This window comes from Psychrobacter immobilis (genome assembly GCF_904846285.1).
GTDB classification, from domain to species: Bacteria; Pseudomonadota; Gammaproteobacteria; order Pseudomonadales; family Moraxellaceae; genus Psychrobacter; species Psychrobacter immobilis_D.
The window spans coordinates 1-17430 of the sequence record NZ_CAJHAD010000033.1 but is presented as its reverse complement, the minus strand read 5'-3'; the positions used below and the strand labels follow the sequence as shown (position 1 = coordinate 17430).

The window sequence follows — 17430 nt, the reverse complement described above, 5'->3', positions numbered from 1 at the left end:
TTGTATGGGCATCTCACAACTCCATTGTATTCTTGGTCGAAAACAATAGATTAGTGAGGTGCTCTTCTTTTTTCAATCACTTTCGAAGTTGAGAGTGGGGTATAAAGACAAGTTGCATAAAGACAAGCAGACCAGTTTAGATAACTATAATCAGCAAGAGAAAGTCGAGAGCGCTTTTCGCCCGCAAGTTCGCCCGCCACGCTTGGGTGGCAATCAAAAAATCGGTGTGTTTGCCAGTCGCAGTATGTATCGTCCGTCCGCGCTTGGATTGTCTGTGGTAAAAATTGAACGCATTGAGATTGTAGAAGGGCGGGTGTTACTTCTCATTGGCGGTGCTGATATGATAGATGGTACGCCCATCATCGATATCAAGCCCTATGTGGCTTATAGTGATGCGCTACCTGATGCACAAAGCGGCTTTGCACCCTCTGCGCCACACTTGTTGGATGTGACGATTATAGAATGGGCTTATGAGCAGTTTATACAAATTATCGCCAATCAGATTATTCATAGTGAAACAGAGGAAAGCGCTCAAAATAAGCAAGCAACGGTCGAAGCAGTCATTTATAAAATCCAAAGACAGTTAGTAATGTCTGATCTTGATACTATCAAGGCCTTGATAGCACAAGACCCACGTCCTGCTTATCGGCGTACAGAGACAGATACGTCATTTGTCATGCGCTATAAGTCTGTTGATGTCAGCTTTCAATTGCTGGAATCAGGTGAATTACAGATAACGAATATTGTCATAATATAATTAAAGTAAATATCAGAGTTATAGTAAATATCGCCGCCGACCAAATGCTCTAAACCATAGAAGAAGACAACTATGCCTGCTCAAAAATATTCAATAGTGATTGATTTACGTTGGTGCCTAGATGAATTGTTGGCAGACAGGGTGATTGATCAGCGCGGTTATAATCTCGTCATTACCAGCCGCCGTAATAAGGCGCAGCATCCGCTCTTGACGATTAGTGAATTCGGGCTACCGAATGGTCACGCGCTTGATAGTAATTCTGAGAATAAATTAACGCTGTCGTGGCTCAATCAATGGTTGGCTGCCAAAGCAGATATGCCGCTCGTTCGTATTGACCCATTAAAGGTCGATGTACCGGCGGTGACGCAGTTGATGTCGTTTGAGTATGCTCGCTCGCAGCATATTTTACCGATTGAAGTGACACTTGATGAAGTGGTTATTGGTACTGACCAACCATTTTATACCGATTGGCATGGCAATATTGAAAAGCTCATTAAGTCAAAAAGCTATCGTACAGTCTTTATTAATCCTGAACAAATCAATCGCTATCGGCAAGAGTTTTATCAAGTCACGCAAGCGATTGCAGGCGCGAACTCCCTACATAAGCGTGCAGCGGCGGACGTCACCAATGTCGAAGCTTTATTGCAGCTGGGCGATAACACCAATCCAGATGCCAATGACCAACATATTGTCAAAGTCGTCGATTGGCTGCTGCAATATGCCTTCGAGCAGCGCGCCAGTGACATTCATCTAGAGCCACGCCGCGAGACAGGCAAGGTACGTTTTCGTATTGATGGGGTGCTGCATAGTGTCTATGAGATGCCACTCGCTATTATAGTGGCAGTGACCGCACGTATTAAAATCTTGGGACGGCTCAATGTGGCAGAAAAACGCAAGCCGCAAGATGGACGGTTGAAAACGCGCACACCGAAAGGCTTAGAGACGGAGCTGCGTTTATCCACGATGCCGACTGCCTTTGGTGAAAAGCTCGTGATGCGGGTATTTGACCCTGAGGTACTGGTACGCTCATTTGCACAGCTTGGCTTATCGGGTAAGCAGTTGGAAACTTGGCATGAGCTGACCGCGCATCCAAATGGCATTATATTGGTCACTGGTCCGACGGGTTCGGGTAAAACCACCACTTTATATAGTACCCTTAAGCAGCTCGCCACTGAGCAGGTCAACGTTTGTACTATTGAAGACCCGATTGAAATGATTGAGCCAGCCTTTAATCAAATGCAGGTCAATCCAGGCGTTGATTTGCATTTCGCCGACGGTATTCGCTCTTTGATGCGTCAAGACCCTGATATCATTATGGTTGGTGAGATTCGTGATGCAGAGACAGCCAATATGGCAGTACAAGCATCGTTGACTGGGCATTTGGTGCTCTCAACGCTACATACCAACGACGCACCAAGCTCTATCACTCGTCTGCACGATTTGGGTATTCAGCCGTTTTTAACCTCAGCAACGATATTGGGCGTCATGGCGCAGCGCTTATTACGGACATTATGCCCGCATTGTAAGCAAGCAGTTGATGTGGAAGCAGATAGTGAAATAGCTATTCAATGGCAAGAATTGGTACAGCCTTGGCGCGCCCCAGTGCCGGCACAAGTTTATAAGGCGCAGGGCTGCGAGCACTGTCGCCATACGGGTTATCAAGGTCGCGTTGGGCTATACGAGATTATGCCATTATCGAATGAGCTAAAAAAACTGGTCGCAGCCGATGCTAATTTAGATGTGCTTAAGCAGCAAGCCTACCGCGAAGGCGTACAGCCGCTACGCTTATCAGGGGCAAAACGTATTAGTGAAGGGATAACAACCATAGAAGAGGTGATGCGTGTGGTGCCGTTACATTGATAATTGCATTGATAACTGCCATCTAAATGTAAGCTCTTTAAAAAAGGTATTCTTTAAAAAAATACTCTGATAATAAAAAGACTTGAAAATACTTATAAAGGTGTTTTTAAACACGACTTGAAAAGCATGCTTATCAGAACAATTAATACTATTACGATTACCAAATACATGTTTTAAGATATCCTACTTATTGATTTTTATTAACGAGATTGTTTATGTTTACTGATAGCCACTGCCATCTTAACCGTTTGGATTTAACCAAGTATGATGGTCAATTGTCCGGCGCAATAGCTGCGATGAAAGAAGCCAATGTCACCCGTGCAATGGCCATTATGTGTGATTTCGCTGAATATGATGAGATTGCTAATATCATCAGTACTTATAATGACGAGACGTTAAATCTTGGTATGAGTGTCGGCATTCATCCTTGTGAGGATATTGCTGTATTGCAATCAGCGACGGTCGAGCGTTTGATAGAAACGGCTGATGCTGAGCATGTGTGGGCGATAGGGGAGACGGGGCTGGATTATTACTGGTCGACGGAAAATAAAAAAGAGCAACAAGCCAGCCTTGCGCGTCATATTCATACCAGCCAAAGCTTGAAGAAACCCCTAGTCGTGCATATGCGTGATGCCAAAGAAGATACGCTTGATATCCTAAAAGCAGAAGGCGCTGAACACGGTATTATTCATTGCTTTACTGAAGATTGGCAAACCGCAAAACGCGCATTAGATTTAGGGTTTTATATTTCATTCTCAGGCATTGTTAGCTTTAAAAGTGCGCAAATAATTCAAGATGCTGCAAAAAATATTCCTAAAGATAGAATACTTATCGAAACTGATAGCCCGTATTTAGCACCGGTACCTAAACGTGGTAGACCCAATGAGCCGGCATACGTGCCATACGTGGCAAGTTATCTTGCTGAGATGTATGGCTGTAGTGGCGAGAAAGTCGGCGCACTAACTGCAAAAAACTTTGAAAATTTACTGGCACAGTATCACTAAAATGGTTATGCTATGACTAATCAGTCATTTATTAACTAGCCTTGGGGTTTTGTGTTTGAATTATTTTTAAGACTAAACCTAACTGCATGATTATTAATGACTATTTAGCAAGCATAAGCATATTTCCTTTGATGGTATTGGCGTAGCTGTTATACAGTTAATCCGCGCGCTGCCAATATACTGATATAAGGGACGGTCATATGCATGATATTGTCAGTTTTTAGGAGAAATTATGAGTCGTCAGCACCAGTTCAAGGTACGAGAAGAGAATATCTTAGCGATGGCAGAGCAATTGCTACTTGAGTCAGGCGATGGTGATATCACTTTGGACAGTTTGGCAGACCAGCTTGATTTGGCTAAAGGCACCTTATATAAGCATTTCTCCAGTAAAGATGAGCTCTACCTGCGTATTATTATCCGTTATGAAGAGCAGTTATTTGAGATTAACCGTATTGATGACTGTCCGTCGGCAGGCGTCGCGCGGATGATTTTTCAGCAGTTATTTAATCCACAAAAAGCCATGCTGCTTAACCAAATCGAAGAGCGTTTAGCGGCATCGGTAACGGGTCTGAATCGCTTATTTGGCGAGCTTTATGATATTCGCCGTCAGCGTATGAAGCGTTTGATTGATATTATCAGCGCGTATTTACAAGAGCAGCATAGTAGCTTAAGTACGCGCGATTATTTGTCCTCAATTTGGGCAATGGGTCAAGGCGGTGCTGGATTATTAAACTCAAGTTTTTATCAGCGTTACTTAGGTCGCCGTGATACCTTGCGTTATGCCTTTGTTCAGCAAATGCTCGAATTGCCAAGCCATTATCCAGCTATTGATGACGAGGTGATGGATGAAGATATGCAAGAGTTGGTAGAGCAAATAGAGACTGAATCAGAAGAGCACCGTAATACCAATTACTAGCTTGTTATTATATTTTGAACGTAGTCAGCTATTATTTTATAAAAATCCGTGTTGTTATATTCTGTATGGCAGCACGTTAAATTTATCTTTTAAGATCTGTACAGATTTATTTTTTTAATCAGTCATGTCTATCGTTTTATCTACATCATACTCATACCAACCAATTCGGTGTCATTTCTAATAAAATGACGCCATTCTAGATGACCTCTGTATGTCAAAACCGACTTCCTCAATAGCAGCTTCTCACACGCGCAGTCATATCGGGCAAGCGGGATTTACCCTTGTCGAAATCGTGGTGGTGGTTGTCATCTTATCTATATTTGCTGGCATGATGAGCTTATCGGTTGGTAGTAGTGAATCACGCAAAAACCGTGCTTTTTATGAGCATTTAACGGATTCATTGAGCTATGTAAGGCTTTTATCGGCTGAGCGCATGCAACCTATGGGTCTAAGTTTACAAGCCAATAAGCAAGGTCAAATTACGCCCGTCATTGTCACTTTATCTAATTCTTATGTTGCTTATCAAGCTCAGGCTTCCACATCTTCTAGTCGAGACAGCACACCTAAGAGCGCTATGGAACTGTCAGCAGATTTGACGAGTATGTCAGCTGCCGCTTCAGATAAAGTACCCGCACCAAGCTGGAATATTGAGCCAGAAGTTAGCCTGCCTGCCTTACCTAATGGCGTGAGTTTAAGCGTCCAAAGCCTAGATGCAGGTAACCGGTCAAACGCAGGACACACGCAAGTGCTACAGCCGTGGTTCACCGACCAAAACGTACCACAAGTACTATGGTTTGGCACAGGTCAGGCCACGCCTGTAACGATTGAAATACGCCATAATTCGCGTCTGGTAGGCGAGGTCATTACGATTATGCCCGATGGCAGTATGTCGATAGGACAAGGGCTATAGCTAATGATAGATAAAAATAAAGATAAAGCAAAATCTACCTACACAAATACAAAGCCCGTTATATCAAAGCATGAGCGTGGATTTACCCTAATTGAGGTCATGGTTGCCTTAGCGATTCTAGCCGTCGTTGCCGTCGCTGCTAGCCGTGCGAGTAGTGCGTATTTAAGCTCAGTCGATGTATTGCGCACACGCACACTGGCGCAGTTCGTGGCACAAAACGCCGCTGCGGATTTGCGCATTCAAGATACGTGGCTGACGGCTAACAAAACCCAAACTATCAATGCTCAAGGTCGCGATTGGCAAGTGACGATGACTGCCACAGATGCTATCACACCCGCATTAAAACAGGTGAATATCGCTGTTGCGCCCATTATAGATGGACAAACACGCAGCGCAGTGACGGATATCAATGTGATATTAAGTAACGCTGAGCAAGAGGTTGGTAGTTTGGATTTGAGTTCATTAAACCCTAATGGAGGTAATCCATGAAATCAAATCATGGATTCACCTTGCTTGAGCTGATGGTGGCGATGGCGATATTTGCCATGCTGGCGGTTGCAGGCTGGCAAGTATTTGATGGCGTGAACCGGGCGCGTGAACGGGCGCAATTTCATGCGGATAATTTAGCGGTTTTGCAATATGCCTATTTGCAATTACAGCAAGATATGGGACAAATGATTCCCTATCAGGCAGTGGATACACAAGGTGCTAATTCCTTAATTAATAATGCCTCAACTAATAATGCTGCAAGCAATAATACCGGAAACGATAATACTAATAACAGTAATCAAGAAAATGCACTAGCGCCTGAACCCTTTATGAGTTTAGACGGCGCACGTATCAGCTTTGTTCGTTTTGCCGACCCTGACCCACGTTATCAAAGCAGCGCCAGTCTACAGCATATCGAATACATTTTTGCTGACGAGCGCTTAATTCGTCGTCAATATACCAGTCTTGCCAGTGATAGCATCAGTCTAGATAGTATATTGCTTGAAGGTGTCACGGCTGGGCGCTGGCAAGCTTATTTACCTGAAGTAAGTGCCAAATTTCCCAATAAAGACAGCAACATCAATAACAATGCAGCATCAGGGCAGTTGGCGAATTCAGCCAATGCAGCGTCTGAGATTATACTGTTACCAAAAGGGATTGCGCTTAACTTTACTTATCAGGATATGTCTATTACTTGGCAATGGGCGCTTACCCCGCAGCCAATACCAAATGCCAGTACAAATACCAGTAATAAAAATATTCCTAATAATCCTAATGCTAATAACCCTAATGGCAATAGTAACGATAGTAATAACAAAAATGACGGCAACAGTAATGAAAATGCCCCATTTGGTCAATGATAGAGGCTATTTATGCCAAGTAAGCTAGCAATGAAGCCAGTTGTACCCGTGAATGCGAACTCTCAACGTGGAGTCGCACTACTGACTATCCTATTATTAGTGGTCAGTATTACTGTGGTTGCAGGGGCGATGCTTGCCAGTCAAAAGATTGCCATTAGGCGCAGCGGCTTATTGTTTGACCAAAACCAGCTCTTACAAGATATCAATGCGGGTCAGCAATTGGCCGTTACTCTCATTCGTGCTGATGCTAAATTAAATGACACTGATAGCATACAGGATATTTGGGCGCAGCCAATACCGCCTTATATGTTAGGTGGACATAGCATTGGCATCGAATTACGCGATGAGGGCAGTCGTTTTAATATTAATAATTTATATCACAATGGAGCCGTTGATACTGCTGCCTTGGCAGTCTTTCAAAGGTTGCTCACACAGCTAAATTTAGAGCCTGATATCGCCATTGCTGTCCTTGATTATCAAGATGCCGATAGCGATGTATATCAAGATGGCGGTGATGAAAGTGTGGTTTATGCTCAGCAGTCTAATCGCGGCGCGGATAAAAATCTGCCCAATCAAGCATTGCTTAGTATTGATCAATTAGCCGAGGTGAAGGGCTTTAATGCGGAAGTATTAGCGGCACTACGTCCCTATATCACGGCGGTACCGTATTATTTACCCATTAATATTAATACCGCCAGTCCCGTCTTGCTGGCTGCTTTGGCAGAGGGTGCGAGCAGTCAGCAAATGCAGAGCGTTGTTGAGTTGCGAGCAAAACAAGTACTTGGCTCTATTGATGATGTCTGGCAGTTGCCGATATTAAGTAGTGTAAAAGAAGAGGAGCGCAAAGCCTTAACGCCATTATTAGCGGTTGATAGCCAAGCCTTTATGGCGCTTATTATCGCGAGTGATAATGCGACCGTTGGTCAAGCAAGACAACGCTTTGCGACCATTATTATTAGCAAAACGGCTGCTGATAGTGAAAAAGAAAATAACAGTAATGAAAATAGAAATGATGCTAATAACGCTGATGTTAATACTAGAAACGCTCAAAATTCTGATAATAAAAAGCCCAAAGAGGTACGTGTAGTAACGCAACGACTTTGGGCTTTTCGACCAGGTTTTTGAGGGTTATAGATAACCACTCCTAAACCACTCGTAAAAATTAAGCTTCATTAATCACTTAAACGGGTTTCTTCGGTAGACTTCCAGTTATAAGCACCATAAAATAGCATTTGTGCTTGGCGCGTGCAATTATGCAGCATCAACTGCTTTTTCTTTTCTATCTCAGCCAAATCGACCTCATCATCATGGTCTTCGGTATAGGTCAGCTCTAGCCAGTCAATAATCCAAGAAAAGAACATATTGACTCCAGCTTCAGCCAATAGCCTACGATCATAAGTATTGATATGGTTAAAGGCAGGCTGGAGGGCTAAATCCTCTGCTAGGCTTTGACCGTGCTTTTTAATCAGCTCATTGATGGCTTTACGTACTGCTTCTGAGCCGCCATAGCGTTCGCTGACTAAGAATTGCCAGTAGCAAGGCTGCTCGCTGACCATATATAAAAACATCTGAATACTTTTAGCGATTTGACGCTCAAAGCTACGTTTACGCCCAATTTGCAAGTTTTCACTTAAGGTGGCAAGCGTACCGCCCAACTCTTCAATAACCAAGGCACGACCAAGCGATTCCATATCATCAAAATGGCGATAAAACGCCGTCGGTACCACACCAACCTCGCGTGTGACTTGCCTGAGACTTATTGAGCTAAAAGACTGCCCTGTCATACATAAATCGAGCACCGCATTAAAAAAAGCGTGCCGAGTTTGAAGTTTCTTTTGTTCGCGACTACTCATAATATTTCAAAATTACCTGATAGATGTCTATCATACTCATTTCATTGCGAAAATACGAATAAAAAAGACGGTTATCGTTGATGGTTTGGTTTTAGGTTTGTTTATACTGGCTTCCAAACTTGTTGCTTAAACAATGGTGCCCCAATGCCCTTGTAGCTCTTGTGCCAATCGATACGCTTCATGGTCATTCATACCAGTGATAAAGTCTAGGACATTAAGCATATTATCATATGTGTTATCTGCTAGGACACGACGCTGCTCATCGAGATGCGGCTGGAGCAATTTTAGCAGACGCTGCTGCTCAAAGGACATTGGCGCGCTGGTCTCATTTGTCCAAGCTAATGGCATAAAAGCATCGAGCAGGCGCTGAAGACATTGATTGGCCATCAGCTCCATCCGTACTTTGCTTGGGTGATTAAATATCTTCTCACGTGCCAATTGCTTAGCTTGGCCGATGCCGCTCTGCACGGCCGCATCACAATGGGTAAATAGGCTGCCATGTAGCGTCCCTGCCAGCATAGCGTCACTGTTGGCCACAAAGGCATCGGTAACAGCATTGACCAAGCGCATCATTGCCCGTGCTCGCAGTGATGCCAAATGTTGTCTGACTGACACTTGCGTTGGTAGATTGAGATGATTAGGGTGCTCGCCAATCAACTCGTAAAAAATAGCTGCTACCTCCGCATAGGTTAGCATATTCAAATTGATACCATCCTCTAAGTCTATCAACGCATAACAGATATCGTCTGCCGCTTCTAATAAATAAGCCAGTGGATGACGAGCAAAGCCATCGTGCTGCTCCGAGCGCGGTAGATGTAAACACGCTGCTAGCTCTTCTAGTTGTTCTGCTTCACTATAAAAGCAGCCAAATTTTTGCATGTTGGTGGTGGGGCTACCTTGATAAATGCCATTGCTATGGGTCGCAAGCCAGGGGTATTTCATAAACGCGCCCAAAGTGGCACAGGTTAGGCGCATACCGCCCATATCAGGATGATGCTCATTGCGGGCAAGGATACGGAATCCCTGCGCGTTGCCTTCATAAGCGAGCAAATCCAACTGCTCATTGCTATTTAGATTGTGCAAGAATTTTTGACGGTTAGGATGCATAAACCAGTCACGAATGGCGTACTCTCCAGCGTGACCAAACGGTGGATTGCCGATATCATGAGCGAGACACGCCGCTTGTACAATAACGCCGACATCAGCGGGCGCTACGCCATTTGGTAAGCCGCCATCCAGTTTATCATGCAGCTTCTCTGCGGCCATGATGCCCAAAGAACGCCCAATACAAGAAACCTCTAGCGAATGCGTTAAACGCGTATGTATGCCTAGCTGATTGGTCAGAGGATGGACTTGGGTTTTTTGATTCAGCTGACGAAAGGAGTGTGAAAATACCAGTCTGTCGTAATCTTTATGAAAGGAGGAACGTGCGCTGTCTTGCGCAGGGGCTTTTTTATTACTGCCCAAGCGCTGCGCACTAAACAGTCGCGCCCAGTGCTCAGATGAAGTCCTTGGTTGATCAAATTGAGTATTCATAGATCGTAGTCCATTATTGGTTATTATTATTTTAAACGATTTCAGTTATTCTAAAAATTTTGTATATATAAAAGGCTGGTACTTACCATAGTAAAATCAAGCGCATAAAAAAGCCAGCAACGAGGCTGACTTTTGGTTGTTCAATCTTAAGACTGTGTAAACATGCTATCCGCTTTACTAAACTTTGAAAGTTAAACGTTAAAGCGGAAATGCATCACATCGCCATCTTGTACGATATAGGTTTTGCCTTCTAAGCGTGATTTACCAGCTGCTGCTGCGCCTTTTTCACCGTTGTATTCGATAAAGTCATCATAAGCAATCACTTCAGCGCGGATAAAACCACGTTCAAAGTCGGTATGAATCACACCAGCGGCTTCAGGAGCGGTTGCGCCAACAGCGACTGTCCAAGCGCGAACTTCTTTTACGCCAGCAGTAAAGTAAGTCTGCATATCAAGCAAGTCATAACCACCGCGAATCACTTGGTCAAGGCCAGCTTCTTCCATATCCATTTCAGCCAAGAAGTCTTTTTTATCATCTTCATCAAGCTGAGCAATTTCCGACTCGATTTGGTTACATAATGCAATCACGATAGAGTCTTCGCCAGTGGCATAGGCACGTACGGCATCTAGGTACGGGTTATTCTCAAATCCATCTTCACTGACGTTAGCGATATACATGGTTGGCTTTAAGGTAATCAGACCATAACTTCTGATCATTTTTTGCTCATCTTTGTCTAGATTGGCACCGCGAGCGGCCTGACCTTCCGCTAATAATGGCTCGATTTTTTTGAAAATATCGAGCATAGCGCTCGCGTCTTTATCACCGCCTTTGGCTTTTTTGGTTAAGTTGTGGATAGCGCGCTCAACGGCTTCCAAATCTGCCAAGGCTAATTCGGTATTGATGGTTTCGATATCATCAATCGGGCTGACTCGGCCGTCAACGTGGACAACGTTGTCATTGTCAAAGCAGCGTACCACGTGCGCAATCGCATCGGTCTCACGGATATTGGCTAAAAACTGGTTACCCATACCTTCGCCTTTTGAAGCGCCCGCAACCAAACCTGCGATATCAACAAACTCCATCGTCGTCGGTAGTACGCGCTCAGGCTTGACGATATCAGCCAGTTTTTTCAGGCGTGGATCTGGCACAGGTACGATACCCGTATTGGGATCTTTGGTACAAAAGGGAAAGTTTTCAGCGGCGATACCCGCTTTGGTCAAGGCGTTAAACAGGGTGGATTTACCCACGTTTGGTAGACCGACAATGCCGCAATTAAAACCCATAACATGCTCTCAATATATTAATAAAATCAGCCAGTATAAGACTTGGTGCTTAGTTATTATCAAGCTCAGTAAAATAGTAACTCAAAATTGGGCGTATTGTAGCAAATTTCAGCCAAAATGGGTGAGGTTGTTATGCTTGCTGTTTCAATTTTTACGGTCAATAGCAATACTTGATAACGCCATTTAATATTAATACTCGTTATCAACGAAGCTCAGAGCTTTATCTATTATGATAAGCTATTAACTATAAATGATGATTTACGCTGCTGCGCTGTCATCAATAGATAGCACGACAAACCACACCAAAGGCAATTGTTAATAATGAGCACCATTTTTGCTACCCACCATTATAATTATCCGCAGAATTTCGTTGACATGAAACCTAAGCTTACGCGGCTTGAGCAGGCGATTAAAAAGCTCGAGGCCAATTTGATAAATGCGGATACTAAAATATTAGAACAAAGGCTTGCCAGTCATTTAGGTTTGCAAGTGGATTACGCCAGTGAGCTTAATGCCAACCAACTATTGGCTGCCACAACTATTGAGGGCAAAGTATTGGTCATCGCTGGTGCGGGCTCTGGTAAAACCAAAACGTTGACTTATAGAACCAGTTACCTGATAGAAAACGGCGTAGCACCAAAAGAGATTTTGCTATTAACCTTTACCCGTAAAGCGGCTAATGAGATTAAAAGTCGGGCTAGAACTTTACTGGCAAGCCGTCTCGCGGATAATAGCCATATAAATGGCAAGGCGCTAAACGATATCACTAGCGGCACTTTTCACTCTTTTTGCAACATGTTATTGCGCCAATATTCAGGGCTGCTTGGCATCAACCCGCGCTTTACTATTTTAGATACCGGTGACAGCGAAGATGCTATTGATTTGATTAATAAAGAAAAAAAGTATCCGACCAAAATAACCAATCAGGCATTTCCACGCAAAAAAACATTGCAAAATATCTTTTCAACTTCTAGAAATCGCCGTATTAATATTCGAGATTTAATCGAAAGCAGTTATCCTGATATCGCTGTGCATATTCCGGTTATTGAGCAGTTGGCGGTCGACTTTCATGAGTATAAGCGCGCCAATCATTTATACGATTTTGATGACATTATTAGCCAAGTGGTACGGCATCTAAAGCACAATGACACCTTTCGCCAGCTGCTACAAAAGCAATATCGTTATATCATGGTTGATGAATATCAAGACACCAATATCCCGCAAAAAGAGCTGATCGACCTTATCTGTGCGCCTGCGTCAGTGTCGCTGATGGTTGTTGGTGATGATAACCAAAGCATCTATGCCTTTCGCGGTGCCAATTATGAAAATATCTTATTATTTGGTGAAAGTTACCCTGAAGCAAAACTGATTAAATTGGAGCAAAATTATCGCAGCACACCAGCAGTTTTAGACTATATCAATGCTTTATCGGCTCAAATCACTTTAGGCTATCAAAAGCAGCTGTATTCGGGCGTGTCAATAGCAGGCACAAAGCCGGTCTTTCGCCGTCTCAGTGACGAAACCAAAGAGGCAAAATATATTGCCGATAAAATTATTGAATTAAAATCGGACTATGATTATCAAGATTTTGCCGTCTTGTGCCGAACGTCCTTTCAATCTAACTACGTTCAGCTTGAATTTATGGAGCGCAATATTCCATTTATTGTCGTAGGTGGCATCCGCTTTATTGAAAGACGCCATATCAAAGACGTCTTAGCGTTTGTCAAAATACTCTATAACCCAAATGACACCATTGCATGGCACCGTATTTTAACCTTATTTAAAGGGGTAGGGTCAGTGACTGCCACGCGCTTGACTCAAGCAATTAATGCCGATAGCAATGTGAATAACAACACTTTTGCGCCTTTATTAGCACCGTTATTTGCGAAAAAAAGCCCACAGCTTAAATCATTGCATGCGACTTTAATCAAAGCCTATCATGCAGAATCAGTCGAAATGGTTATTGAGCTGATTCTAGAGTTTTATATTCCAGTTTTAAAAACGATTGAAGAGAATTGGCGGGAGCGCAGCGAGGACTTTCGTGTACTCAAAAATTTGGCCACAGAATATGACAGTCTCGATAAGTTCTTAGAAAATCTTGCCCTCGATCCGCCTAATGATTCAGTGGCGACTACGGATAAACCAGAAGATGACGATAAAGATAAGGTAACTATCTCGACCATTCATAGTGCCAAAGGCCTTGAATGGCCAGTGGTGTTTGTCAATTCATTGGTCGATGGTATGACGCCGCATTATCGCTCGCTCAGTGATTTTGAAGAGTTAGAAGAAGAACGTAAGCTTTTTTATGTTGCTTGTAGCCGTGCTAAAAGTAGATTGTTTTTAACCGCGCCCGATTATTTTTCAAGCTATTCAGGATATTTTGATAAGCCGTCACGGTTTATCGCTGAGCTGCCTGCTGATAAGCTAACAGTTGAGACCAGCAAAAGTCTTTTAGAGACGCTAGCGAGTGAGGATCCGATTTGGTGGTGATTGATTCATGGCATTTTATTTATCCAAAACATGCGTATTTTATTAATCACATCTTCATTATTCCTATCAAAAATAGCTTCCACTTAAACGCATAACCAAAAGTATTGAATAGCAAAAATATTTATATCATAAGGGTTTAATCTCGCGCGCAATGCGTTACTATTACTCCCTTATCTGTTATTTCTCATATTTGATATTCTGTATTAAGATCTTAAAAAAGGACATTTTATGCGCTATGAAGTTATCGTTATCGGTGCAGGTATGGTCGGCACCTCAGTTGCTTGGCATCTACAAAAAAATAACGCTCAAGTTTTACTTTTGGACAAAAAACTACCGGGCTCTGAGACTTCATACGGCAATGCCGGTTTGATTCAACGCGAGGCGATTCATACCCATCCGTTTCCACGTCATCTATCTGAAATGATACGCGTACTGCCGAATCAAGGCACCGATATTCGCTATCGTATTCCGGCAATCTTGCGCTATCATCAGGCGCTATTGCAGTACTGGAAATACTCTACACCCGCTTCAGTTAAAAAAATCGAAGCGGAATGGCAGACGCTGATTGAGCATTGCACCAGTGAACACCAAACCATGATTAGCGCCGCAAACGCTGAATATTTGATTAGCCGCAAAGGCTGGTTGCAGCTGCATCGTTCTGAAGAGACTCTGAAAGAAGCCATTACTGCCGCAATAAAAGACCGTGATCAGGGTGTTGAGCACAATGTATTGACAGTAGATGAATTAAAAGTAATGGAGCCTAGCGCCAATTTTGACGAGTTCGCTGGTGCGATTCATTGGCTCAACTCTTGGCAGGTGTCAAACCCAAGCTTATTGGTTAAATTATACGCAAAAAACTTCCAAGAAATGGGCGGTATCATTAAAGAAAGCGGCGTAAATGAAATTGTGCAGGAGCAAGATGGCTGGAAAGTCATTACCGATAATGACACTTATTATAGTGATAAATTGGTCATTGCCGCTGGACCTTGGTCTAACGATTTAATCAAACCACTTGGTTATGATTTGCCGTTGTTCCCGATGCGTGGCTATCATCAGCATTTTAAAGTAACGGAAAAAAACACCATCAACCATAGTATGTTTGATATGGATAAAGGCTTTGTGATGGGACCAATGCAACAAGGTATCCGCATTACCACCGGTGCTGAGATGACCACGATGGATGCGCCAAAGAACTTTGGTCAATTAAATACCGTATTAAAACTTGCGCGCAAAATTCTCCCGCTAAAAGATGCCGTTGAGAGTGAAGCATGGGCAGGCTCACGTCCTTGTATGCCTGACATGAAGCCAGTCATCGGTCCTGCGCCTCAGCACGACAAATTATGGTTTGCCTTTGGTCATAGCCATCAGGGTTTCACCTTGGGGCCAATGACAGGTCGTCTGGTCGAAGAGATGATTCATGACAAGCCGTTATTGGTCGATATTAAGCCCTTTAGCGCCGAACGCTTTTCTAGCTAATTTCTTGTTAAGCGCTGTTTAATAAAATGCGAGCCATTTATATATTTGAAAGCTCATGTATTTAAAAGTATTAAAAATTAAGGATAATAATCCATGCAAAAGCTCCATAGTAATCAACGTATGAGTCAAATTGTGATTCATAATCAGACCATTTATCTGTCCGGTCAAGTGGGTAATGGCGAAGATGATGTCAAAGCCCAAACATTAACTTGCTTAGAGAAAGTCGAAAAATTACTGCAAGAAGTTGGTAGTGATAAATCAAAGCTGCTATCAGCAACCGTCTGGCTAAAAAGCATGTCAGACTTTGCCGCGATGAATGAAGTGTGGGATAAATGGTTTGAAGGCGTCCAACCACCAGCGCGAGCTTGTGGCGAGTCTGCGCTGGCTCGTCCTGAGTTATTGGTCGAGATTACGGTTATCGCTGCTGAATAAGTACTTCTATTTAATTAGCTATAGTAGGTGCTTAGGTTGATAGTGAGATAGAGTAAAAGGGTGTAATGTGATATCACACCCTTTTTATAATTGCTTCATTTTTTCTATTTTCAATATTATAAGGGTTGTACATTATTCGTTTATTGCTTCATCTAAAAGCTTTATATTGTTAAGACGATTCAAGTTTAGTGTTAGCAGTCTTATATTATCGAAGCTATCGTTTAAAATTAAATCTCTATAATCTTTTACTTGATGAGCTACTCTATTTATTAAGTCTTCCGTGCAATGCACTGTTAGCTTTTTAAAAGCTTGATAGGATTCTTCAATTTTACCTAGTTTATAAGCGTTTAAACACCACTCGTAATACGACCAATATTGATAGATATTCTTTATTACAAACAATCGATTACCTTCAGGCATACTCAGTTCACTAGCTTGTTTAGCATAGACATATGCTAGGGCTGTACTTTTGTTCCAACTGTGTCTTCTAGATAATTGGTACCAGCACTCACCTCTCATTGGGTCTAGCTCTACTCCTAAGTGCCAGTAATATAGAGCATCTTTATAATTTCCTTTCTTTTCTAATAGCAAGCCTAGTTCCTTGTAGCTACAATATACCTCATCTTTCCATCCTTTGTTTTCTAATATTGCTCTTTCTTTGTACCATTCAATAGCCTCATCAATCAACCCTGCGTCTCTATAAGATTGAGCGCAATAAAAAGCATAGCGTGGTAGTAAATCAACGTCTTCTCCAGATAAATAGGCTTGTTTTAGCATTTCAGCGTCATCTGAATACTTGTTTTTATTTAAACTTCGATTACCTTTTCTACCTGATATAACAAAATATTCACCATTAACTTCCTCTCGTGCCTTTTCATCATCACTTTTGAGGAACTCATGCAAAACTCCATACCACTTATAAGTACCGTTGTTTTTTACGATTAACTTTCGGTAATACTTAAGAGTGTTTGACTCATTTGACATCTGAAAGTAATAAGCATCTTTACTTAGTTTTGGTAAGTTAAGGTCACCCTCTACTGAATCATCTGCATCAAAAATTAAAACATAATCTGCCTTATCTCTACATGCGTATAAAGCGGCATTTCTATTGTGACTGAAATTTTTCCAAGATTCTTGATGTATTTCTCCCTTTATACCTTTTTTCTGAAAGAAATTTTTGATAATAGCGATAGTGTTATCGCTAGAGCCAGTATCAGAAATAACCCAATAAGTAATAGGGAAGTAGCGGCAAATATTCTCTAGTGTATCTTCTATGATATGACTCTCATCTTTTACAATCATATTAAGGCAAAGGGACATAATTGCTCTCTTATTAGGTTATATATCGAATTTCTTACTTAGTACGAATAGGTGGATAGGAGTTGAAAGAGTGTTTAGCTTGTAATGATTTTTCTAATATCTTATTAGTTATTTGATTTTAGCTTCGTGATTACAAAGCGATTTAACTTCATAAACGATATTCCTACTTGAACCGCCCCGACTTTATCGGAGAGTGATTTACTTGAGTCAGGCAGCGATGCCTGACAGGGTTAAATTATCATAA

Annotated in this window: 15 protein-coding genes; 11 read left to right on the top strand and 4 right to left on the bottom strand. The window is 42.4% G+C overall.

The window, feature by feature from the left end; genetic code table 11:
* Positions 1-94 precede the first annotated feature (94 nt).
* The 8 genes from JMX13_RS12805 (at position 95) to gspK (ending at position 7921) form a co-directional block, all read left to right on the top strand.
* Complete coding sequence (locus JMX13_RS12805; protein WP_227686326.1) at positions 95-757, top strand: SAM-dependent methyltransferase; 663 nt, start codon at positions 95-97, stop codon at positions 755-757.
* Positions 758-829: 72 nt separating this feature from the next.
* Positions 830-2617, top strand: coding sequence for a GspE/PulE family protein (locus tag JMX13_RS12800; protein ID WP_201613129.1), 1788 nt, complete (start codon positions 830-832; stop codon positions 2615-2617).
* Between the two features lie 215 nt (positions 2618-2832).
* Positions 2833-3621: a TatD family hydrolase gene (locus tag JMX13_RS12795; protein WP_201613127.1), complete on the top strand. Its 789-nt coding sequence runs from the start codon at positions 2833-2835 to the stop codon at positions 3619-3621.
* Between the two features lie 232 nt (positions 3622-3853).
* Positions 3854-4537 (top strand): TetR/AcrR family transcriptional regulator, encoded by a 684-nt coding sequence (locus JMX13_RS12790; protein WP_201543168.1) that lies wholly within the window; start codon positions 3854-3856, stop codon positions 4535-4537.
* Between the two features lie 211 nt (positions 4538-4748).
* A complete protein-coding gene (locus JMX13_RS12785) occupies positions 4749-5447 on the top strand; it encodes a prepilin-type N-terminal cleavage/methylation domain-containing protein (protein WP_201613125.1) in 699 nt (232 codons plus the stop codon).
* A gap of 3 nt (positions 5448-5450) precedes the next feature.
* The gene (gene gspI / locus JMX13_RS12780) at positions 5451-5936 is read left to right on the top strand and encodes a type II secretion system minor pseudopilin GspI (protein WP_201613123.1); all 486 of its coding nucleotides are present in this window, start codon (positions 5451-5453) and stop codon (positions 5934-5936) included.
* Complete coding sequence (locus tag JMX13_RS12775) at positions 5933-6796, top strand: type II secretion system protein GspJ (RefSeq protein WP_201613121.1); 864 nt, start codon at positions 5933-5935, stop codon at positions 6794-6796. The genes gspI and JMX13_RS12775 overlap by 4 nt, the downstream gene beginning before the upstream one ends.
* Positions 6797-6808: 12 nt before the next feature.
* Positions 6809-7921, top strand: a complete 1113-nt coding sequence (gene gspK, locus JMX13_RS12770) for a type II secretion system minor pseudopilin GspK (protein ID WP_201613119.1) — start codon at positions 6809-6811, stop codon at positions 7919-7921.
* Positions 7922-7968: 47 nt separating this feature from the next.
* Here the strand turns inward: gspK and JMX13_RS12765 are convergent, their stop codons facing one another.
* The 3 genes from JMX13_RS12765 to ychF form a co-directional block, all read right to left on the bottom strand.
* A complete protein-coding gene (locus JMX13_RS12765; protein ID WP_201543164.1) occupies positions 7969-8649 on the bottom strand; it encodes a TetR family transcriptional regulator in 681 nt (226 codons plus the stop codon).
* 126 nt (positions 8650-8775) lie between these two features.
* Complete coding sequence (locus JMX13_RS12760; RefSeq protein ID WP_201613117.1) at positions 8776-10185, bottom strand: deoxyguanosinetriphosphate triphosphohydrolase; 1410 nt, start codon at positions 10183-10185, stop codon at positions 8776-8778.
* Positions 10186-10376: 191 nt separating this feature from the next.
* Positions 10377-11468, bottom strand: coding sequence for a redox-regulated ATPase YchF (gene ychF, locus JMX13_RS12755; protein WP_201613115.1), 1092 nt, complete (start codon positions 11466-11468; stop codon positions 10377-10379).
* Positions 11469-11789: 321 nt separating this feature from the next.
* On the opposite strand from ychF, the gene JMX13_RS12750 reads away from it, so the two are divergent.
* The 3 genes from JMX13_RS12750 (at position 11790) to JMX13_RS12740 (ending at position 15866) form a co-directional block, all read left to right on the top strand.
* The gene (locus tag JMX13_RS12750) at positions 11790-13958 is read left to right on the top strand and encodes a UvrD-helicase domain-containing protein (protein WP_227686325.1); all 2169 of its coding nucleotides are present in this window, start codon (positions 11790-11792) and stop codon (positions 13956-13958) included.
* A 228-nt stretch (positions 13959-14186) separates the two neighbouring features.
* A complete protein-coding gene (locus tag JMX13_RS12745) occupies positions 14187-15434 on the top strand; it encodes an NAD(P)/FAD-dependent oxidoreductase (RefSeq protein ID WP_201613112.1) in 1248 nt (415 codons plus the stop codon).
* 93 nt (positions 15435-15527) lie between these two features.
* Positions 15528-15866 carry a RidA family protein gene (locus tag JMX13_RS12740; RefSeq protein WP_201613111.1) on the top strand — a complete coding sequence of 113 codons (339 nt, stop codon included), beginning with the start codon at positions 15528-15530 and terminating at the stop codon, positions 15864-15866.
* Between the two features lie 132 nt (positions 15867-15998).
* Here JMX13_RS12740 and JMX13_RS12735 read toward each other — a convergent pair whose 3' ends face one another.
* A complete protein-coding gene (locus JMX13_RS12735; RefSeq protein WP_201613110.1) occupies positions 15999-17186 on the bottom strand; it encodes a glycosyltransferase in 1188 nt (395 codons plus the stop codon).
* Between the last annotated feature and the right edge of the window lie 244 nt (positions 17187-17430).